This window comes from Agromyces cerinus subsp. cerinus (assembly GCF_900142065.1).
GTDB classification, from domain to species: domain Bacteria; phylum Actinomycetota; class Actinomycetes; order Actinomycetales; family Microbacteriaceae; genus Agromyces; species Agromyces cerinus.
Map to the genome: position 1 here is coordinate 307,477 of NZ_FSRJ01000002.1, position 18,519 is coordinate 325,995.

General features: G+C 72.1%; 17 protein-coding genes. 9 read left to right on the forward strand and 8 right to left on the reverse strand.

All coding sequences use genetic code 11. The annotated features are described in order from the left end of the window. Positions 1 to 121: 121 nt before the first annotated feature. The gene (locus BUR99_RS07510; RefSeq protein WP_074259758.1) at positions 122 to 1,057 is read right to left on the reverse strand and encodes a LysR family transcriptional regulator; all 936 of its coding nucleotides are present in this window, start codon (positions 1,055 to 1,057) and stop codon (positions 122 to 124) included. A 70-nt stretch (positions 1,058 to 1,127) separates the two neighbouring features. Between BUR99_RS07510 and BUR99_RS07515 the strand changes: the two genes are divergently transcribed. Beyond that, positions 1,128 to 2,195 (forward strand): YeiH family protein, encoded by a 1,068-nt coding sequence (locus tag BUR99_RS07515; RefSeq protein WP_084183797.1) that lies wholly within the window; start codon positions 1,128 to 1,130, stop codon positions 2,193 to 2,195. A 30-nt stretch (positions 2,196 to 2,225) separates the two neighbouring features. Here the strand turns inward: BUR99_RS07515 and BUR99_RS07520 are convergent, their stop codons facing one another. Continuing rightward, entirely contained in the window at positions 2,226 to 2,771 is a 546-nt protein-coding gene (locus BUR99_RS07520) for a helix-turn-helix domain-containing protein (protein WP_074259760.1), read from the reverse strand. 80 nt (positions 2,772 to 2,851) lie between these two features. Here BUR99_RS07520 and BUR99_RS07525 point away from each other — a divergent pair, with 80 nt between their 5' ends. Together BUR99_RS07525 and BUR99_RS07530 are read left to right on the forward strand one after the other, a co-directional pair. Then, on the forward strand, positions 2,852 to 3,601 hold the full coding sequence (locus BUR99_RS07525; RefSeq protein WP_074259761.1) for an ABC transporter ATP-binding protein: 750 nt from the start codon (positions 2,852 to 2,854) through the stop codon (positions 3,599 to 3,601). Beyond that, positions 3,598 to 4,395: an ABC transporter permease gene (locus BUR99_RS07530; protein ID WP_074259762.1), complete on the forward strand. Its 798-nt coding sequence runs from the start codon at positions 3,598 to 3,600 to the stop codon at positions 4,393 to 4,395. Before BUR99_RS07525 ends, BUR99_RS07530 begins: the two co-directional genes overlap by 4 nt. On the opposite strand, the gene BUR99_RS07535 is transcribed toward BUR99_RS07530, so the two are convergent. From BUR99_RS07535 to BUR99_RS07560, 6 genes are all read right to left on the reverse strand, one after another. After that, positions 4,335 to 5,765 (reverse strand): acyltransferase family protein, encoded by a 1,431-nt coding sequence (locus BUR99_RS07535; RefSeq protein WP_159440962.1) that lies wholly within the window; start codon positions 5,763 to 5,765, stop codon positions 4,335 to 4,337. The genes BUR99_RS07530 and BUR99_RS07535 overlap by 61 nt on opposite strands. Before the next feature lie 107 nt (positions 5,766 to 5,872). Further along, a complete protein-coding gene (locus tag BUR99_RS07540; protein WP_074259764.1) occupies positions 5,873 to 6,544 on the reverse strand; it encodes a response regulator in 672 nt (223 codons plus the stop codon). After that, positions 6,541 to 7,860, reverse strand: a complete 1,320-nt coding sequence (locus tag BUR99_RS07545; RefSeq protein ID WP_143231531.1) for a sensor histidine kinase — start codon at positions 7,858 to 7,860, stop codon at positions 6,541 to 6,543. Before BUR99_RS07545 ends, BUR99_RS07540 begins: the two co-directional genes overlap by 4 nt. An 82-nt stretch (positions 7,861 to 7,942) precedes the next feature. Next, on the reverse strand, positions 7,943 to 9,034 hold the full coding sequence (locus BUR99_RS07550; RefSeq protein WP_074259765.1) for a YihY/virulence factor BrkB family protein: 1,092 nt from the start codon (positions 9,032 to 9,034) through the stop codon (positions 7,943 to 7,945). A gap of 111 nt (positions 9,035 to 9,145) precedes the next feature. Further along, entirely contained in the window at positions 9,146 to 10,162 is a 1,017-nt protein-coding gene (locus BUR99_RS07555; RefSeq protein WP_143231532.1) for an alpha/beta hydrolase, read from the reverse strand. Positions 10,163 to 10,193: 31 nt separating this feature from the next. Continuing rightward, the gene (locus tag BUR99_RS07560) at positions 10,194 to 10,709 is read right to left on the reverse strand and encodes a GNAT family N-acetyltransferase (RefSeq protein ID WP_074259767.1); all 516 of its coding nucleotides are present in this window, start codon (positions 10,707 to 10,709) and stop codon (positions 10,194 to 10,196) included. A 163-nt stretch (positions 10,710 to 10,872) separates the two neighbouring features. On the opposite strand from BUR99_RS07560, the gene BUR99_RS19920 reads away from it, so the two are divergent. The 6 genes from BUR99_RS19920 (at position 10,873) to BUR99_RS07590 (ending at position 18,512) form a co-directional block, all read left to right on the forward strand. Then, a complete protein-coding gene (locus BUR99_RS19920) occupies positions 10,873 to 11,589 on the forward strand; it encodes a collagen-like triple helix repeat-containing protein (RefSeq protein WP_143231533.1) in 717 nt (238 codons plus the stop codon). Positions 11,590 to 11,835: 246 nt separating this feature from the next. Beyond that, the gene (locus BUR99_RS07570; protein ID WP_074259769.1) at positions 11,836 to 14,295 is read left to right on the forward strand and encodes a DEAD/DEAH box helicase; all 2,460 of its coding nucleotides are present in this window, start codon (positions 11,836 to 11,838) and stop codon (positions 14,293 to 14,295) included. Positions 14,296 to 14,405: 110 nt separating this feature from the next. Then, the gene (locus tag BUR99_RS07575; RefSeq protein ID WP_074259770.1) at positions 14,406 to 15,488 is read left to right on the forward strand and encodes a hypothetical protein; all 1,083 of its coding nucleotides are present in this window, start codon (positions 14,406 to 14,408) and stop codon (positions 15,486 to 15,488) included. Positions 15,489 to 15,625: 137 nt separating this feature from the next. Next, positions 15,626 to 16,822 carry an acetyl-CoA C-acyltransferase gene (locus BUR99_RS07580; RefSeq protein WP_074259771.1) on the forward strand — a complete coding sequence of 399 codons (1,197 nt, stop codon included), beginning with the start codon at positions 15,626 to 15,628 and terminating at the stop codon, positions 16,820 to 16,822. Further along, entirely contained in the window at positions 16,822 to 17,646 is an 825-nt protein-coding gene (locus BUR99_RS07585; RefSeq protein WP_084183801.1) for an enoyl-CoA hydratase/isomerase family protein, read from the forward strand. Before BUR99_RS07580 ends, BUR99_RS07585 begins: the two co-directional genes overlap by 1 nt. Next, positions 17,643 to 18,512 carry a 3-hydroxyacyl-CoA dehydrogenase family protein gene (locus BUR99_RS07590; RefSeq protein ID WP_074259772.1) on the forward strand — a complete coding sequence of 290 codons (870 nt, stop codon included), beginning with the start codon at positions 17,643 to 17,645 and terminating at the stop codon, positions 18,510 to 18,512. The genes BUR99_RS07585 and BUR99_RS07590 overlap by 4 nt, the downstream gene beginning before the upstream one ends. The last annotated feature ends 7 nt before the right edge of the window (positions 18,513 to 18,519 follow it).

An 18,519-nucleotide genomic window follows, 5' to 3' on the forward strand; every position in this document is an offset into this window, starting at 1 on the left:
ATTCCCCCAAGTGCCGTTCGTCGGTCGAAGGGGAGCGGACGCCGGGCATGCTGCCGCAATCGCGTCGCATGCCCCGTGCCGGACGCGAACCCTCCCGCGTCGCCGGCCGTTCCCCCGCGAATCAGTCTATGTTCCCGCCTGCGCGCCCGCCTGCGTTTCCGCCTGCGCGGGCCCGCGACAGCTCACTGAGCAACGCGGCGGCGGGGGCCGAGAGCACGTCGCCGCGACGCCAGACCGCTCGCAGGCGCCGCGTGAGGTCGAGCCCGTCGACGGCGACCTCGACGAGCTCGCCGCGGGCGACCCACGGTCGGGTGGCGAGGTCGCTGAGCACGGCGGGACCCGCTCCGGATGCCGCGGCGATGAGCACGGCCGCATTGCTGGCCACGACCATCGCGGGCTCCGCGGGCGTCCTGCCGTCGAGCGCGTCGGCGAGGGTCGACCGGGTGCCCGAGCCCGCCTCGCGGGTCACGAGCGGGGTGTCGGCGAGTTCGTCGAGCGTGAGGTGCGATCGGCGCGCCCAGGGATGCGTCGGCGCCGCCACGACGACGAGCCGGTCGGTCGCGACCGTGCGGCTGTGCAGACCGCGCCGCACGGCCGGCGACTCGACGAAGCCGAGGTCGATCTCGTGCGCCTCGAGCAGTTCGAACACCCGCGTGGAGTTCTCCACCCGCATGCGCACGTCGAGGCCGGGATGGATGCTCCGGAGACCGGTGACCCAGGCGGGCAGCAGGTACTCGGCAACGGTGAGGCTCGCAGCGAGGTCGAGCCTGACCTCGTGGTGCTCGCGTCGGGCGCTCGCGGCGGCGAGCAGGTCGTCGGCGCCGACGAGGAGTCGCCCGGCGAGCTCCGCGATCGCCTCGCCGTCGGCGGTCAGCCGCGACCCGCGGGCGTGCCGCTCGATGAGCGTGAGGCCGAGGGAGCGCTCGAGCCCGGCGATCGCCCGGCTCGCGTTCGGCTGCGCCATGTCGACCGAACGTGCGGCACGCCCGAGACTGCCGTGCCGGCCGATCGCGACGAGCAATTCGAGCACCGCGAGGTCGGGCCAGCGTGTGGGCATATCAGCATGATATGCCTCGATGCTGAACGGGCGGCTACTGCCCGCGGCATCCGGTCGCGATCGTGGATGCATGACCCGAACTGCACCGACCCCCGCACCGCCCCGCCCACCGGAGCCGCTCCGCAGGGCGGCGAGGGTCCGCTCCCGGCTCGTCAGCCTCGCCCCAGGCCTCGGGCTGGCCGCCGCCGGGGTCGCCGCATCGATGGCCGCGGCACTGCTCGTGCCCGGCATGAGCGCCCTGCTGATCGCGATCGTGCTCGGCGTGCTGCTGCGCAACACCGTGCCGCTCTCGCCGCGCTTCGAGGCGGGGCTCTCGTTCGCCGCGAAACCGCTGCTTCGCCTCGGCGTCGTGCTGCTGGGCCTGCAACTCGTGCTCGGGGACATCCTCGACCTCGGAGTCGGCGTCATCGTCGTCGTCGTCGCGATCGTCGTGATCGGCATCACCTCGACACTGCTCATCGGGCGTCTGCTCGGCATCTCGGCGACGCAGCGCCTGCTCATCGCGTGCGGCTTCTCGATCTGCGGCGCCGCGGCGGTCGCGGCGGTCGACGGCGTGATCGAGGCCGAGGAGGAGGAGGTCGTGACCGCGGTCGCCCTCGTCGTCATCTTCGGCACGCTCATGATCCCGCTCATCCCGCTCGCCGCTTCTCTCCTCGGCCTCGACGCGCAGCAGGCCGGCATGTGGGCGGGCGGCTCGATCCACGAGGTCGCCCAGGTCGTCGCGGTGGGCGGAGCCCTCGGCGGCACCGGGCTCGCGGTGGCCGTCGTGGTGAAGCTCGCCCGAGTGCTGATGCTCGCGCCGGTGCTCGCGGTCGTGAGCGTGCAGCGTCGCCGCTCGCTCGCGGCGAGCGCGACGCCCGGCGAGACCTCGGGCCGGCGACCGCCGATCATCCCGCTGTTCGTCGTGGGGTTCATCGCGATGGTCGTGGTGCGCTCGCTCGGTTGGGTGCCCGACCCGGTCGTGGCGGGAGCGGGCGTCGCGCAGACGGTGCTGCTCGCCGCGGCCATGTTCGCCCTCGGCACGGGCGTGCGGTTCAGCATGTTCCGGCGCGTCGGCGTGCGGCCGTTCGCGCTCGCGGGAGCCTCGACGCTCGTCGTGGCGGGGGTCGCGCTCGCCGGGGTCGTCATCGTCGGCTGACGCGGAGCGCGCGGCCGATCCTCGGCGGGCTCAGCCTCGAGGGGCGGCGCCGTCGGTCGGGATGAGTGCCGTCGCGAGGGTGACCGTGCGCCGGCCGTCGCCACCGGCCGCCAGGTACGGCGCGAGGAGCTCGCCGAGCCCTGCCTGGATCACGGCGAGATCGTCGGTCGTCACGTGCAGCGTCGTCTCGCCGAACCCGAGGAAGTCGCGGAACCGCGGATCGTCGGCCGCGCTCGCCCGGTCGAAGCTCTCGCCGAGATGGGCGAGGAACGTGAGGAACGCCTGCTGCAGTTCACGCGAGCCCATCTCGAGCAGTTCGTCGTGATCGACGTGCGCCATCCGCTCGCCGAGCGCGAAGGTGCGCTCGACCGCGCCGCGCACGCGGCGCTCCTCGACGACGGTGAGCACGTCGGCGTCGACGAGCGCGGCGATGTGCCGGTAGAGGGTGGCCTGGGCGACGTCGGGCAGGGCGCTGCGCAGGCTCGCGGTCGTGATCTCGCGCGTGCCCACCTGCTGGATGATGCGCAGCCGAACGGGGTGCATGACGACGTCGGCGATGGGCGACGGCTTGCGCATCGGTCCTCCGGATGATTATTCTCACGGTGAGAACATTCTCATTGCTCTCGCTCGAGTATGCCACCGAAGGGATCCGCTCCATGATCACCGCCCAGATCGACGTCTCAGGACTCGCGAAGCGCATCGGCGACGTCGAGGCCGTGCGGGACGCGACGTTCGTCGCGGCGCCCGGCCGCGTCACCGGCTTCCTCGGCCCGAACGGCGCCGGCAAATCGACGACGCTCCGCATGCTGCTCGGACTCGCGCGCCCCGACGCGGGCACCGCGCTCATCGGCGGCCGACCGTACACCGAACTCCCCGACCCCACCGGCACCGTCGGGGCCGTGCTCGACCTCGCCGGAGCGCACCCGGCCATGACCGCTCGCGGGCACCTCCGCAGCTACTGCGCTCTGGGTGGGCACGCCGTCGGGCGCGCGGAGCAGGTGGCCGAGCTCACGGGCATGACCGACTACCTCGATCGCCGCGTCGGCGGCTTCTCGACGGGCATGCGGCAGCGGCTCTCGCTCGCGACGGCACTGCTCGGCGACCCGGGGGTGCTCGTGCTCGACGAGCCGTCGAACGGGCTCGACCCCGCCGGCATCGTCTGGCTGCGCACGTTCCTCCGCGAGTTCGCGGCAGACGGGGGCACCGTGCTGATCTCGAGCCACGTGCTCACCGAACTGCAGTACGGCATCGACGATCTCGTGCTGATCGACCGCGGCCGCACGACGTGGACCGGGCCGCTCTCAGAGTTCACGGAACACGGAACCAGCCTCGAAGCGGCGTTCCTCGAACTCACCTCGGATGGGGCCTCGCCGCTTCCCACCGGCACCGAAGGGATCCGCGCATGAACCGGTTGCTCCGAGGAGAGACCGCCAAGCTGTTCGCCACCAGGCTTCCGCTCTGGTCGCTCGTGACCGCCGCGCTCTGCGGAGGCGGCCTGACCGGGCTCCTCTCCCTCATCGGCCCCGAGAACGCGACCCCGCCGCTTCCCGGGCTCGACACCGCCGAGGGCGTCGGCATCGTCGTCGGCATGAGCGGGCTCCTGCTCTTCGTGCCGGCGCTGATCGGCACGATCGCCGTCACCGGCGAGTACCGGCATCGCACGATCGGAACGACCTTCCTGGCGGCGCCGCGTCGCGGCCGGGTGCTCGTCGCGAAGCTCGTCGTCTACGGAGCCCTCGGCGTCGCGTACGGACTGGTCTCCTCGCTCTTCGCCGGTCTCGCCGTCATCACGGGGGCGGCTGTGCAGGGGGTCGAACTCGGCGTGCCGCTCGCGTCCCTCACCGCCCTGCTCGCGCGTCTCGCCTTCGCGGCAGCGGTCTACATGGTGCTCGGCGTCGCGATCGGCGCGCTCGCTCGCAACCAGCTGCTCGCGATCGGCATCGTGCTCGGGTACTTCTACTTCCTCGAGCACATCCTGATGATCGTTCCGGGGGTCAACGTCATCCATCCGTTCCTTCCCGGCGGCGCGACCGCGGCGCTGACGGACTTCACCTTCCTCAGCGACGCGATCGCCGAGCAGCTGCCGATCGCCGCGGCATCCACCACGTCGCCGCTCGTGGGAGCACTCGTGCTGCTCGGCTACGCGGCCCTGGCCGCTTGGCTCGCCATCGCGGTCCCACTGCGCCGCGACCTGCGCTGAACCCGCACCGCCGTGGTCGCTCTCGCGAGCATCGGGCCGAGGTTCGCGCTGCCGCGCAACGCGACCGTCAGCAGCGCGAGTGAGATGACGGCCTGAACCGGGCCGAACCCGGTCACGAGCAGCACGGCGACCGCGGCCACTCCGCAGACGGCATCGATCGCTGCCGTACCGGTGGTCGAGGTGCGGCGCATCGTGGGGCGGGCACTCCGGCGCCCGCGTTCGAATCGGGCGAACACGAGCGTGACGAGGGCGACGACGACGGCCGCCGCACCCAGCCACAGCGGGCGGCTCGCCCACCAGCCGGAGCTCATCGGCTCAGGCAGAGCGAGCCCGAACCGGAGTTCGGCCACGAGCAGCACTCCCGCGAGCCCCACGAGCACGGGCATGTGCCAGAGGTAGACGGTCATCGCGCGCTCGCCGACGGCCGAGACGAGCCGCGAGGCATCCGCTCGCTCGACCCAGGCACGGATGTGCGGCCGTGCCAGCTGGAAGAGCGCGAGCTGGGCGACGCCGAGCACCACGAGGCACACGTTCGGCGGATTGAGGTTCTCGTACATGTCGGCCGAGTACGGCCCGGCGAGGGTGATCCCCGCGAGCACGGCGAGCGCGCCGGCGGCGACCGACCAGAGCGCGGCGGGGGAGAGACGGTCGAGCGTGCCGTCCGCGAGGTGGAAGCCGAGCTGCTGCACGAGCAGCCACACGAGCAGGAGGTTCACGAAGCCGAGGCCCTCGAGTCCCGTCGCGAGTCGAAGCGCGTCGACCGCGACGACGCCTCCGAACAGGGCGAGCGGCGTCAGCAGTCGGGCTCGTTCGTGCGCGCGCACCATGAGGGGCACGAGCGCCGAGGTCGCGAGGTACACGCCGAGGAACCACAGCGGCTGTCCGATGCGGAAGCCCGCCGTCGCCACCATCTCGGGCGGGACCCCGGCGAGCGAGAGGGCGACGAGGGCGGCGCCCACCACGGCGACGAGCACGATGGCGGGCCGCACGAGACGCTCGAGTCGTGCCCGCACGTAGTCGGCGCTGCTCGCCCCGCGTGCCCGCATCGAACGCCAGTGCAGGTAGCTCGAGAACCCGCCCGCGATGAAGAACAGCGGCATGATCTGCACGACCCAGCTCACCGCGGCGAACCAGGACTGCCCCTCGAGGGCGTTCTCGAGCACCGGACCGTCGGGCCCGATGCTGACGCCGACCATCATCGCGTGCAACGCGAACACGACGACGAGCAGCGCCACCCGGATCGCGTCGACGCTCGAGTCGCGCGCCACCGCCGAACCGCGCGCCACCGCCGAACCTCGCGCGACCGCCGGCGAACGGCGAGCGGATGCCTCGGTGCCGTGCCCGGTCGAGGGTGCCTGTACGTCGGTCATGACCGCCTCCATCCGAACGGGATCTCCGTCATGACGGCAGGCTAGGAACGCGGTGCCGAGGTGTTCATCACCCTGTGGAGCCGTTTCGGCTCATACGGGCGTACGGGTCAGGAACCGGGCTGGACGAGCCCCGTGTCATACGCCAGTACGACGGCGTGCACGCGATCGCGGAGACCGAGCTTCGACAGGATCTTCGAGACGTGCGTCTTGACCGTCTGCTCGGCGATGAAGAGCGCCGCGGCGATCTCGGTGTTCGAGAACCCGCGGCCCACGAGGGTGAGCACCTCGCGCTCGCGCTCGGTGAGCTCGGAGAGTCGTGTGGAGTCGATGCGCGGCGGCGGGGCAGACCTGGCGAAGTCCTCGATGAGGCGGCGGGTCACGCTCGGTGCCAGCAGCGCATCGCCGGCGGCGACGATGCGCACGGCGGCGACGAGCTCTTCTGGCGTGGCGTCCTTCAGGAGGAACCCGCTCGCCCCGGCCCGCAGCGCCTCGTAGACGTAGTCGTCGATGTCGAACGTCGTCAGCATGAGCACGCGCGGCACGTAGTCGCTCGACCGCGGGGGCGTCTGCAGGTCGCGGGTCGCCTCGAGGCCGTTGCGGCCCGGCATGCGCACGTCCATGACGACGACATCGGGGCGCAGTTCGCGGGCCATGGCCACGGCCTCGTCGCCGTCGGCCGCCTGCCCGACGACCTCGATGCCGGCCTGTGCGGCGAGCACCGCCGCGAAACCGGCTCGCACCATCGCCTGGTCGTCGGCGATGAGCACCGAGATCGTCACATCGAGCCTCCGTCCGACCCGAGCGGAAGGGTCGCGAGAACACGGTATCCGCCGCCCGGCCGTTCCCCGAACTCGGCGCGCCCGCCGAGCAGTGCCGCGCGCTCGCCGATGCCCACGAGACCGTGTCCGCCGCCCTTGGCGTCGGGCGCCGGGTCATCCGTCGCCGTCTCGTTGTCGATGCAGACGACGAGGTCGTCGGCGAGCACCTCGACCGAGACGAAGGTCGGTGCGCCGGGGGCGTGCCGCACGACGTTGCTGAGCGCCTCCTGCACGATGCGGTACGCCGCCGTCGCGGCGAGCCCGCCGTCGGGCAGGGAGGAGTCGACGGTGAGGGTGACCGGCACGCCGGCGCGTTCGACGGATGCCGCGAGCTCGGGCAGCTGGGCGATCCCGGGCTGCGGCGCGGTCTCCGCTGCCGTGTCGGCGCTGCGGAGCACCCCGAGCAGTTGCCGCATCTCGGTCATCGCCGAGCGGGCGGATGCCGCGATCTCGGCGAACTCGGTCTTGGCGTCGTCGCTCAGCCCCTCGACCCGGTAGGGGGCGCTCGTCGCCTGCACGTGGATGATCGACAGTCCGTGCGCGACGACGTCGTGCAGTTCGCGGGCGATGCGGTTGCGCTCCTCGACGAGCACGCGTCGCTGCTGTTCCGAAGCCGAATGCGCGCGCTCGCGGAAGAGCTCGACGCCGATCACGCGGCGCTGCGCGAGCAGCACGGAGATGGCGCACGCGAGTGCCGTGACGGCCGCACCCGTGATCATGCTGGCGGCCGCGCCCGAGTCGACGAAGGCGAACGGCAGGGTCACCACGACCCCCATGCCCCAGGCGATGAGGCCGAGGCGCCACTCCCACATGAGGCCGAGCACGATGAGCAGCACGCCCTGGCTCACGATCGAGGTGACCGGCCATGGCCACGGCCAGCCGTCGGAGTTCATGGTGAGCAACGCGAAGGCGAGGAGCCCGGCCGCGGAGACGCTCGCAGCGACCCAGGGCCAGCGCACCGCGAGCGGCAGGGCGCCGGCGAGGGCGAGGCTCGTGGCGAACGCGGCGAGGAGGTTGACGTCGTAGATGGTGGCCGCGAGGGGCACCGACACCGCGAAGAGGATGACGGCGAGGAGCGAGGTCGACACGAGCATCCAGGCCCGGAACTGCCGCTCATCGGCCGTGATGCGGGCGAGCCGGGCCGGCGCCGCCGGAATCGAGGGCACGGGCGGGAGCGGCGGCGCAGGCGGTCGCGGTGCCGGTCGGGCCTGCTGCGCGGGTCGGACCTGCGCCGCGGCATCCGCCGGGCTCTGCTCAGGATGATGGGTCTGCGCCATGATGCCATCAGCCAATCACGCGTCGCGCGACGCTGCATCCCTCCCGAGGACGATTCGCGCCCCTACGCGGGTACTGTGCCGATCAGCCGTGCGGCCGGAGCCCGGCCGGCGGGGTGACGCCGTCGACGACCGCATCGGGGCGCATGCTCGCCGAAGCGTGCTCATCACGCAGGCGTTGTGCGCGATTCGTGGCGATCACCCGATCGTCGCGGAGCGGAAGCCGGACCCGCTCCTCCGCCGGGATGCCGGCGCGCAGCTGGCGAGCCCGTTCGACCTCGGTGTCGAGCACCGCGCCGAAGAGCATCGCGAGGTTCGACAGCCAGACCCACAGCAGGAAGGCGACGACCCCGCCGAGCACGCCGTAGACGCGCTCGTAGCTGCCGACCCCGAAGACGTACAGCGCGAAGAGGGCCGTCGTCACGACCCAGGCGAGCAGGGCCGCGATCGCTCCGATGCTGAACCACCGCAGATGCCGGCGTCGCACATTCGGGGCGGCCCAGTAGAGCACCGCCAGGACGAGCACGCCGATCGCCGCGAGCACCGGCACCTTCGCCAGGTCCCACCAGAAGGCGACCCCCTCATCGAGACCGAGCACGCGGGCTGCCGCCTCGGCCACCGGACCGGTCACCACGAGCCCTGCCGCTGCGACCGCGCCGAGCACGACCAGCACCGCGGACACCGCGAGCATCGCCGGTCGCATCTCCCAGAACGGTCGGCCCTCCTCGACCCGGTAGATGCGGTTCATGCCACGGCCGAACGCGCCGACGAATCCCGAAGCGGCCCAGAGGGTGGCGATCAGGCCGGTGGCGAAGGCGAGGCCGGCGTGCGAGGCGTTCAGCAATTGATCGAGCGGCTCGCGGAGGACCTCGGCGGCGGCGGCTCCGCCGAGGTCCTCGAGCACCCGCAGCGCATCGGCCACGACGGCCTCGGCGCTGCCGAAGATGCCGAGCAGGGCGAGCAGGGCGAGGAGCGCCGGGAAGATCGTGAGCAGCACGTAGAACGTGAGGGACGCCGCGATGTCGTGCACCTGGTTGATGCGGTACTCGTGCACCGTTCGGGTGGCGATGATGCGCCAGTCGGCGCGCGACAGCTGTATCGGCGAGTCTTCGCCGGACGAGCCGGAGGAGCCGGACGAGCCGGATGACTCGCGGTCGGATGGATCGTGTTCGGCCATGATGCCTCCCGTGCAGACGCCCCGAGCCTACGGGTGCCCGAGGCATCGGCACAGGGGGTTGCCGAGCGGCGATCGGCGGAGCGGGCATGGCGCCGGTGCGCCCTCCGGCCCTCAGTCGAGGTGTGCGTGCAGGAATGCGGCGATCCGGGCCCGCATCTGCGCATCGAGGATGCCGATCGAGTGATCGGCGCCGGGCACGATCGCGAGCTCGGCGGGCACGCCCGCGGCGGTGAGGGCGGCGGCGAACCGCTCCGACTGTCCGAGTGGCACGACCTCGGACTCGGCATGGCCGATGAAGAAGGGGGGATCGCTCGAATCCGCGAAGCTCGCCGCCGATGCGTCCATCGCCTGGGCGCACTGCTCGTCGCTCGCGCCGGGCTCGCAGTCGAGGTACTCGCCGATGATGCCTCGCAACCAGCCGGATGCCCCGTCGGCAGCGAGCTCAGCAGCGCCGAGCCCGACCGGGCCCGAGAGCTCGGCGACCGCCGCGACCCGGGAGCCGGTGTCGAGCGGACCCTCGCCGGTGGTGCCGAGCAGGGCCGCGAGATTGCCGCCGGCCGATCCTCCGAAGGCGCCGATGCGACCGGGGTCGATGCCGAGGCGCTCGGCCTGTGCGGGGTCGCGGAGCCATTCGACCGCGAGCGCGACGTCGTCGATCGCGGCGGGGAACCGGGCGTCGGGCACGAGCCGATAGTTGACGGATGCTGCGACGAAGCCCTCGCTCGCGAACCAGAGGCAGACGTTGCGCCAGTCGGCGTTGCCCTTGTCGCCGCGCGCCCAGCTGCCGCCGTGGATCGAGACCACCGCGGGCAGCAGTTCGTCGGCGAGTTCGGCGCCGGCCGGCATGCAGAGATCGAGGGTGAGCAGTGTGCCGTCTTCGCGCGCGCCGTATTCGAGGTCGGCCTCCACCGTGATGCCCTCGGGCGCCGTGAAGGTGCGGATGCCGATGAGCTCGGCGGTCACGACCTCGCTGGCTGCAGCGGCGCCCTTCGGATCGATCTCGCGCAGTGGCACGTGGAAGCCCGAGAGCGCGCTCACGCTCGCGATGGCGGCTGCAGTCGCCGCGGCAGCCCACGCCACTCGCCGGGCGCGAGTGCCGAAGCCGCCTGTGCGTCGGGTCGAGGTCACACCGGGCTCCGGGTTCAGGGGTGGAGTGATGCTACCTCACGTTCTCCGCAGGTGGAAACGCTTGCTCCGTGGGGACCAACGGCTTCGCGAAGCACACCGAGTGGGCCTCGCCGACGTACTGGCCGAACTGCGGGATCTCCCGATAGCCGTGGCGCGTGTAGAGCGCCTGCGCCGCGTCGTGCAGATCGCCCGTCTCGAGCACGATCTCGACGAGCCCGCGTGCCGCGGCATCCGCCTCGATGCGCTCGAGCAGGGCCGCCGCGACGCCGTGCCCGCGCGCCGCCGGATCGACGAACATGCGCTTCAGCTCGCCGCGCGAGGCATCCGCTTCGGCGACGAGCGCGGCGATGCCGACGGCGCGTTCGCCGTCGCGCGCGACGTAGAAGGCGACCTCGGGCCGCTCGAGGGTCGCGACGTCGAGCAGGAAGTTGCTCTCGGGCGGGTACAGGCTCTGCGCGAAGGCGGTGCTGGCGTCGAGCAGCCGCTCGACCTCGGGCTGGCGGGGCGCTTCGATGCTGACGGTCACGGGGACGGGGTGCTGCGGCATGCGGTGAGCCTACGTCGCGGGTGTTTCGCAGCGATTTCGAAGTGGCCCGCCCGCCCGCGTGCCGCGATCGATCGCGGATCGCGCTCGCTACGCTGGGCGCGACGCGGCTCTGCACCGTGCCGTCACGGGTCGACCGGAGCGCGAGACGTGAGGGGCGCACGCAATGACCGATGACCGGAACCCGCAGGACGCTTCATCGGAACCGACCGGCGCTTCGCCGCAGTCGGCGGTCGCGGCGGAGGCACCTCCGAAGACCGCGGGAGTGAGCCGCGCGATGCTCCTCTGGGTCGGTGCCGCGGTCGTGCTCCTCTCCTTCGTTGCGTCGTTCCTGGGGGCGACGCTCGCCCGTTCGGCCGATGCGAACGAGGCTGCGGCGACACCGTCGCCGACGACCGCCGAGATCGACGAGGCCGCCTATGAGGAGGCGATCGCCGAGATCCTCCCGGCCGGGTCCGCCGTGCGCGCGGGCTCAGGGGCGCCCGAGTCCGGCAAGGGCTACGACGGCGATGTCTACATCGACATCACCACGGCCGACGTCTACCTGTTCACGGACGGCGACTGGCAGCTCGTCGGCAACATCCGGGTGTCGGCGGCGGAAAACCTCGCCGGAGCGCCGGGCGCGACCGGAGAGACCGGTGCCACCGGAGAGACCGGTGCGACCGGGGAGACGGGAGCTCCGGGCGAGACGGGTGCGCCCGGCACGCAGGTCGTGCTGGGCACGGGTGTTCCGGCCGCCGAGACCTGCACGGCCGACGGCGACGTCTTCATCGACACCGACACCCTGACGTTCTACGAGTGCACCGGCGGGGCGTGGGAGCTCTCCGGCACGACGGAGGCCACTGAACCGTCCCCGGAGGTGTCGCCGGCCCCCGAGGGCTGACCGTCCCGACACAGGGCGGATGCCCCGTGCGGGACTTTCCCAGACGATTCCGGTATCGTGGCCGAGTCGGTTCTGGACACCGCGCTGTGCGCGGATGGGTTTGTGAGTCCAAAGGGCCGGTTTCGAGGCAAAGGCCTCGGATAGTCACCGTATGTGAACGGCCCCGGTCGACGATGCTCCGGGTTCTCAGTGTGCTGCGCCTGCAGTGGCGCTGCCATGTACATGAGTACAACCCAGGAAGTCACCATGCCCAAGAACAAGAAGCCCCAAGGCGGCAGGCCCGCCAAGAACTTCGATCCCTCGTACGCGAAGGGCGGCTCGAAGGGCGGCCCGGCACGCGCCGGATCGTCCAAGCCCGGTTCGCGCAGCGAAGGCCACCGCGGCTACCGCCCCGAGGCCGACGAGCCTCGCAAGGAGCGTTGGTCGCGCGACGAGCGCGTCGCCACGGGCCGCGCACCGCACCGCTCCGAGCGCGACGGCCGTGACGAGCGGGGCCCCCGCTCGTACGACCGCAACGACCGCCCGGCGCGTTCGTACGACCGTGATGACCGTGCGCCGCGTTCGAACGATCGCAACGACCGCCCGGCGCGTTCGTACGACCGTGATGACCGTGCGCCGCGTTCGAACGATCGCAACGACCGCGCACCTCGTTCCTTCGACCGCAACGACAGTGCGCCGCGTTCGTTCGACCGCAACGACCGGAACGACCGTCCTGCGCGTTCGTTCGATCGGGATGACCGTGCGCCGCGTTCGAACGATCGCAACGACCGCGCCCCCCGTTCGTTCGACCGGAACGACCGGAACGATCGCCCTGCGCGTTCGTTCGACCGGAACGACCGGAACGACCGGAACGACCGCCCTGCGCGTTCGTTCGATCGGGATGACCGTGCGCCGCGTTCGAACGATCGCAACGACCGCGCCCCCCGTTCGTTCGACCGGAACGACCGGAACGACCGCCCTGCGCGTTCGTTCGACCGGAACGACCGGAACGACCGGAACGACCGCCCTGCACGTTCGTTCGACCGTGACGACCGTGCTCCCCGTTCGTTCGACCGGAACGACCGTCCGGCGCGTTCGTTCGACCGGAACGACCGTCCGGCGCGTTCGTTCGACCGGAACGACCGTCCGGCGCGTTCGTTCGACCGGAACGACCGCCCGGCGCGTTCGTTCGACCGCCCCGACCGTCCGGCCCGTTCCTACGACCGTGACGACCGTGCCCCTCGCCGCGACGTCGACCGCCCCGGCTTCAAGGAGTCGGGCCGCCGCGACTCGAGCTTCTACCCGGCCAAGGAGCAGGGCAACCGCTTCGCGCCGAACGACGACGTCGTGCTCGAGCGCCTCGAGGCCCAGGCCATCCAGGCGACCGATGCCGACGGCGTGAGCTTCGCCGACCTCGGCCTCGGCGGCAACGTCGTGAGCGCGCTCAAGCAGCTCGGCGCCGAGTCGCCGTTCCCGATCCAGGCCGCGACCATCCCGGTCGTGCTCGAGGGTCGCGACGTGCTCGGCCGCGGCAAGACCGGCTCGGGCAAGACCATCGCCTTCGGCGCCCCGACCGTCGAGCGCCTCATGAAGCTCTGGGCCGAGTCCGGCAAGGCCGGCGGCAAGCGCCAGATGGGCCGCAAGCCCCGCGCGCTCATCCTCGCGCCGACCCGCGAGCTCGCCCTGCAGATCGACCGCACGGTGCAGCCCATCGCGCAGAGCGTCGGCCTCTTCACCACGCAGATCTACGGCGGCGTGCCGCAGCAGCGTCAGGTCGGTGCGCTCCAGCGCGGCGTCGACATCGTGATCGGCACCCCCGGCCGCATCGAAGACCTCATCGAGCAGCGTCGACTCGACCTCTCCGAGGTCGTCATCACGGTGCTCGACGAGGCCGACCACATGTGCGACCTCGGCTTCCTCGAGCCGGTGCAGCGCATCATCCGTCACACCGCGAACGGCGGCCAGAAGCTCCTCTTCTCGGCCACCCTCGACAAGGGCGTCGCGGCGCTCGTCGACGAGTTCCTCGTCGACCCGGCCGTGCACGAGGTCGCCGGTGAAGACCAGGCCTCGTCGACGATCGAGCACCGCGTGTTCGTCATCGGCAACCACGAGAAGCGCGACATCGTCGCCGAGCTCGCGAACCGCGAGGGCAAGACGCTCGTCTTCTCCCGCACCCGCGCGTTCGCCGAAGACCTCACCGAGCACCTCGAGGACTACGGCATCCGTGCCGTCGCCCTGCACGGCGACCTGAACCAGTCGCGCCGTACGCGCAACCTCCAGCAGCTCACGAGCGGCCGGGTCAACGTGCTGGTGGCGACGGATGTCGCGGCACGCGGCATCCACGTCGACGACATCGACCTCGTCATCCAGGCCGACGCACCCGACGAGTACAAGACCTACCTCCACCGCTCGGGCCGTACCGGCCGCGCGGGCAAGACCGGTCAGGTCGTCACGCTCATCCCGCGCAACCGCCAGCGCCGCATGGTCGAGCTGCTCGACCGGGCCGAGATCGACGTCGACTTCGTCGACATGCGTCTCGGCGACGACTTCGCCGGCGAACTCGAGCGCGGCGCCGCCGCGGTCGAGGCCGATGCCGCGGTCGAGACGCTCGACGCCGTTGAGGCGATCATCGAGATCGATGACGTCGTCGAGATCATCGAGGTCGAGGAGGCCATCGAGATCGTCGAGACCGAGTCGGCCGCGGCCGATGAGGAACTCGCCGGCTGAACTCGCACGAATTGAACGACCGAAGGCCCGTGTCCAGGTGGACGCGGGCCTTCGTCGTCACCCGGGACATCCCTGAATCGCAGAGCCCGAGAGGCCACTAGGCTCGCGCCATGCGTCTCATCACCGGCGGTGTCGCCGCCGCTGCCCTCGTCCTGCTCCTGAGTGGCTGCGTGGCGTCCGCGCCGACACCGACGGAGACGCCGATCGCGGCGCCGACGCCCGTGGAGACGGCGCCGGCCGGGGCGTTGACCTGCGATGACCTCGCGTCGTCCGACCTCGTGGCTGCAGCGCTGACCGGTGTCGACGGCGCGACGCCGGAACTCGTCGAAGCCTGGTGGCCGCGTGCCGGTCTCGGAGAGATGGCCGTCACCGCTGCGGGCGGGCTCGACTGCTCGTGGCGGGCGGGGGCGGCGGTGAACCCCGACGAGTACGGGGCGACCGACGGGCGGTACCTCCGGGTCGAGGTGCTGCCGGGCGGCGGCCCCCTGTGGCAGCCGTACCTCATGGGCGACGGGCCTGCGCAGGACACCGACCACCGGGATGTCGGCGGCGCTCCCGGTCTCGCGACGTGCGGCGACCCCGGATGCCGTGTCTCGGTGCCGGTCGGCGACACCTGGATCCAGGTGAACCTGACGCCCGACGGGTGGAACGCCGACCAGTCGGTGTTCGCCGGAATGGACGCTCGGGCGGTGCTCGACGGGGTGGTCGCCGTCGCGGCATCCGCGGTCGAGGCGGTGGATGCCGCGGGCCCGACGGGGCTCGGCACTGCGAGCCCGACTGAGCAGGTCGACTGCGAGTCCGTGCTGCCCGCTGCCGAGATCGAGACCATCGACGGCACCCTGGCCGAGTGGAGCACGACGGGCGCCACGCTCCCCGAGCAGGTCTGGTTCGACGACGCGGCCCGCCACCTCGCCGGGTTCGTCGGATGTCGGGGCCCCGGCGCTGCGCCGACCCTCGAGATCGGTCCCGGAGCGGCTGCCCTCGTCGCCGAACTCGCGGCGCGAGCCGACGGCGCCGCACTGCTCGCGCCGGTCCCGCTCGCCGGCATGGTCAGCGGGGATGTCGCGGTGACCGACTGCACTGACGGCGCCAAGTACTGCACCCTGGTCTTCTCGCACGACGGCGCCGGGTACTCGATCGGCGCCGCCGCCGACGCGACGGTGCGGTACGCCGAGCTCGTACTCGCCGGCTGAGTCGCCGAGCCGGTGCTCGCCGACTGAGGCGCGGTGGCGCGACGAGTGGCGGGCGGGGCATCCGTTTGCCATACTTACTTCCTGAACGTTCGGTCGGGAATTGCGGCCGCGGATGACAGTGCAGTCAGGAGTGGACCATGGCGGAGGCCTATCTCGTCGGCGGCGTGCGAACGCCCGTCGGCCGCTACGGCGGAGCCCTCGCCGGCGTTCGGCCCGATGATCTCGCGGCGCTCGTCGTCGGCGAACTCGTGCGTCGCACCCGACTCGACCAGGCCGGTGAGCTCGGCGCGATCGACGAGGTGATCCTCGGCGGCGCGAACCAGGCCGGGGAGGACAACCGCAACGTCGCCCGCATGTCGGTGCTGCTCGCGGGCCTGCCCGACGAGGTGCCCGGCATCACGGTCAACCGGCTCTGCGCCTCGGGCATGTCGGCGATCACGATGGCCGCGCAGGCGATCCGGGCGGGCGACTCCGACCTCATCATCGCCGGCGGCGTCGAATCGATGACCCGTGCCCCGTGGGTGCAGGCCAAGCCCGATCGTGCATGGGCCAAGCCCGGCGCGGCCTACGACACCTCGATCGGCTGGCGCTTCCCGAACCCCAAGCTCGTCGCCCGCGACAAGGCGACCTTCTCGATGCCCGAGACGGCCGAAGAGGTCGCCCGCATCGACGGCATCACCCGCGAGGAGGCCGACGCCTTCGCGCTCCGATCCCAGCAGCGCGCCGCGGCGGCGATCGCCGCGGGCCGCTTCGAGGCCGAGATCGTCGGGGTGCCGACGCACCGCGGCGAGGTGCTCGTCGACGAGGGGCCCCGCCCCGAGACCACGCTCGAGGCGCTCGCCGGGCTGCGCCCGGTGGTGCACGGCGGATCGGTCGTCACCGCCGGCAACTCGAGCGCCCTGAACGACGGCGCCTCGGCGATCCTCGTCGCGAGCGCCGCGGCCGTCGAGCGCTACGGGCTCACGCCGCGCGCCCGGGTCGTCGTCGGCTCGTCGGCCGGGCTGCCGCCCGAGATCATGGGCCTCGGCCCGGTGCCCGCGACCGAGAAGGCCCTCGAACGCTCGGGCATCGACCTCGACGACATCGGCTCGGTGGAGCTCAACGAGGCCTTCGCGACCCAGTCGATCGCGTCGATGCGCCGCCTCGGTCTCGACCCCGAGCGCGTGAACGCCGACGGGGGAGCGATCGCCCTGGGGCATCCGCTCGGCTCATCGGGCTCGCGACTCGTGGTGACGCTGCTCGGCCGCATGGAGCGCGAGCAGTCGCGCTACGGACTCGCCACCATGTGCGTCGGCGTCGGACAGGGCAGCGCGCTCATCGTGGAGCGCGTCTGATGGGGGACGATGTGCGCCCTGAGCCTGGGGCCACGGCGGCCGTGCCGTTGGGGAGCGAAGGGAGCCGCGCTTCGACAGGCTCAGCGAGCAGCAGTCCGCTCCTCGTCGAGCGCCGCGACGACCGGGTGATCGCCACGCTCAACCGGCCTGAGAAGCGCAACGCCATCGATCAGGCCACGATCGACGCGCTGCACCTGCTGTGCGCCGAGCTCGAGGCGATCCCGCGCACCCTCATCCTCGCGGGCGCCGGCGGCGTCTTCGCCTCGGGCGCCGACATCGCCGAGCTTCGCGAACGGCGAGCGGATGACGCGCGCGCCGGCATCAACGCGAACGCCTTCGTGCGCCTCGCGCTGCTGCCGATGCCCGTGATCGCCGCCCTCGACGGGTACGCGCTCGGCGGCGGCGCGGAGCTCGCGTACGCGGCCGACATCCGCATCGCGACGCCTGCGCTGAAGATCGGCAACCCCGAGACGGGCCTCGGCATCATCGCGGCCGCCGGCGCGAGCTGGCGCCTCAAGGAGATCGTCGGCGACGCCCGTGCGATCGAGCTGCTGCTCACGGGGCGCACGGTCACCGCGGCCGAGGCGCTCGAGATCGGGCTCGTCAGCGAACTGCACCCCGCCGACGAGCTGCTCGCCGCCGCGCACGTGATCGCCGATCGCATCGCCCGCAACGACCGTGCGGCGACGATCGCGACGAAGCGGGTGTTCCGCGCACCGCGCGACGCGCACCCCGCCGTCGACCTCGAGGAGCAGGCCGTGCTCTTCGAGAGCCCCGAGAAGTTCCGCCGCATGACCGAGTTCCTCGAGAGGAAGCAGAAGTGAACGAGACCGACACCGGGGCTCCGGCCGACGTCGGCGTGCTCGGCGGCGGGCGCATGGGCGCCGGCATCGCGCACGCCTTCCTGCTCGCCGGCTCGCGCGTCACCGTGGTCGAACGCGACGCCGCGGCCGCTACGGCGGCCTCGACCCGGGTGCTCGACTCCGTCGCGGCATCCGTCGCGCGCGGCACCGCCGACGACGACGAGGCGGCGATCGCCGCTCGCTTCGCCACCTCGACCGACGTCGCCGACTTCGCCCGCTGCGACCTCGTCGTCGAGGCGGTGCCCGAAGACCTCGAGCTGAAGATCGACGCCCTCACCCGCGTCGAAGCCGTGCTCGCGCCGGGCGCAGCACTCGCGTCGAACACCTCGTCGATCTCGATCGACCAGCTCGCGGCACTGCTCGAGCGCCCGTCGCGGTTCCTCGGCACGCACTTCTTCAACCCCGTGCCCGCGTCGACGCTCGTCGAGATCGTGCGCGGCGACGCGACCGAGGGGCCGCTCGTCGAGCAGGCCCGCAGTTGGGTGCGCGCGATCGGCAAGACCCCGATCGTCGTCGCGGATGCCCCGGGGTTCGCCTCCTCGCGACTCGGCGTCATGCTCGGGCTCGAGGCGATCCGCATGCTCGAAGAGGGCGTCGCCTCCGCCGAGGACATCGACGCCGCGATGGCCCTCGGCTACAAGCATCCCGTCGGCCCGCTGCGCCTGACCGACATCGTCGGCCTCGACGTGCGACTCGGCATCGCCGAGTACCTCTCCTCGACGCTCGGCGAGCGCTTCGCCCCGCCCGCGCTGCTGCGCCGCATGGTCGCCGAGGGCAAGCTCGGCCGCAAGACCGGCGAGGGCTTCTACCTCTGGGACGCCCCGTGAAAGGAAC

Excerpts from the sequence above, each read along its gene's own strand:
- BUR99_RS07510 (WP_074259758.1), bottom strand. The coding sequence starts at position 1,057 with ATGCCCACACGCTGGCCCGACCTCGCGGTGCTCGAATTGCTCGTCGCG.
- BUR99_RS07515 (WP_084183797.1), top strand. The coding sequence starts at position 1,128 with ATGACCCGAACTGCACCGACCCCCGCACCGCCCCGCCCACCGGAGCCG.
- BUR99_RS07520 (WP_074259760.1), bottom strand. The coding sequence starts at position 2,771 with ATGCGCAAGCCGTCGCCCATCGCCGACGTCGTCATGCACCCCGTTCGG.
- BUR99_RS07525 (WP_074259761.1), top strand. The coding sequence starts at position 2,852 with ATGATCACCGCCCAGATCGACGTCTCAGGACTCGCGAAGCGCATCGGC.
- BUR99_RS07530 (WP_074259762.1), top strand. The coding sequence starts at position 3,598 with ATGAACCGGTTGCTCCGAGGAGAGACCGCCAAGCTGTTCGCCACCAGG.
- BUR99_RS07535 (WP_159440962.1), bottom strand. The coding sequence starts at position 5,765 with ATGACCGACGTACAGGCACCCTCGACCGGGCACGGCACCGAGGCATCC.
- BUR99_RS07545 (WP_143231531.1), bottom strand. The coding sequence starts at position 7,860 with ATGGCGCAGACCCATCATCCTGAGCAGAGCCCGGCGGATGCCGCGGCG.
- BUR99_RS07550 (WP_074259765.1), bottom strand. The coding sequence starts at position 9,034 with ATGGCCGAACACGATCCATCCGACCGCGAGTCATCCGGCTCGTCCGGC.
- BUR99_RS07560 (WP_074259767.1), bottom strand. The coding sequence starts at position 10,709 with ATGCCGCAGCACCCCGTCCCCGTGACCGTCAGCATCGAAGCGCCCCGC.
- BUR99_RS19920 (WP_143231533.1), top strand. The coding sequence starts at position 10,873 with ATGACCGATGACCGGAACCCGCAGGACGCTTCATCGGAACCGACCGGC.
- BUR99_RS07570 (WP_074259769.1), top strand. The coding sequence starts at position 11,836 with ATGCCCAAGAACAAGAAGCCCCAAGGCGGCAGGCCCGCCAAGAACTTC.
- BUR99_RS07575 (WP_074259770.1), top strand. The coding sequence starts at position 14,406 with ATGCGTCTCATCACCGGCGGTGTCGCCGCCGCTGCCCTCGTCCTGCTC.
- BUR99_RS07580 (WP_074259771.1), top strand. The coding sequence starts at position 15,626 with ATGGCGGAGGCCTATCTCGTCGGCGGCGTGCGAACGCCCGTCGGCCGC.
- BUR99_RS07585 (WP_084183801.1), top strand. The coding sequence starts at position 16,822 with ATGGGGGACGATGTGCGCCCTGAGCCTGGGGCCACGGCGGCCGTGCCG.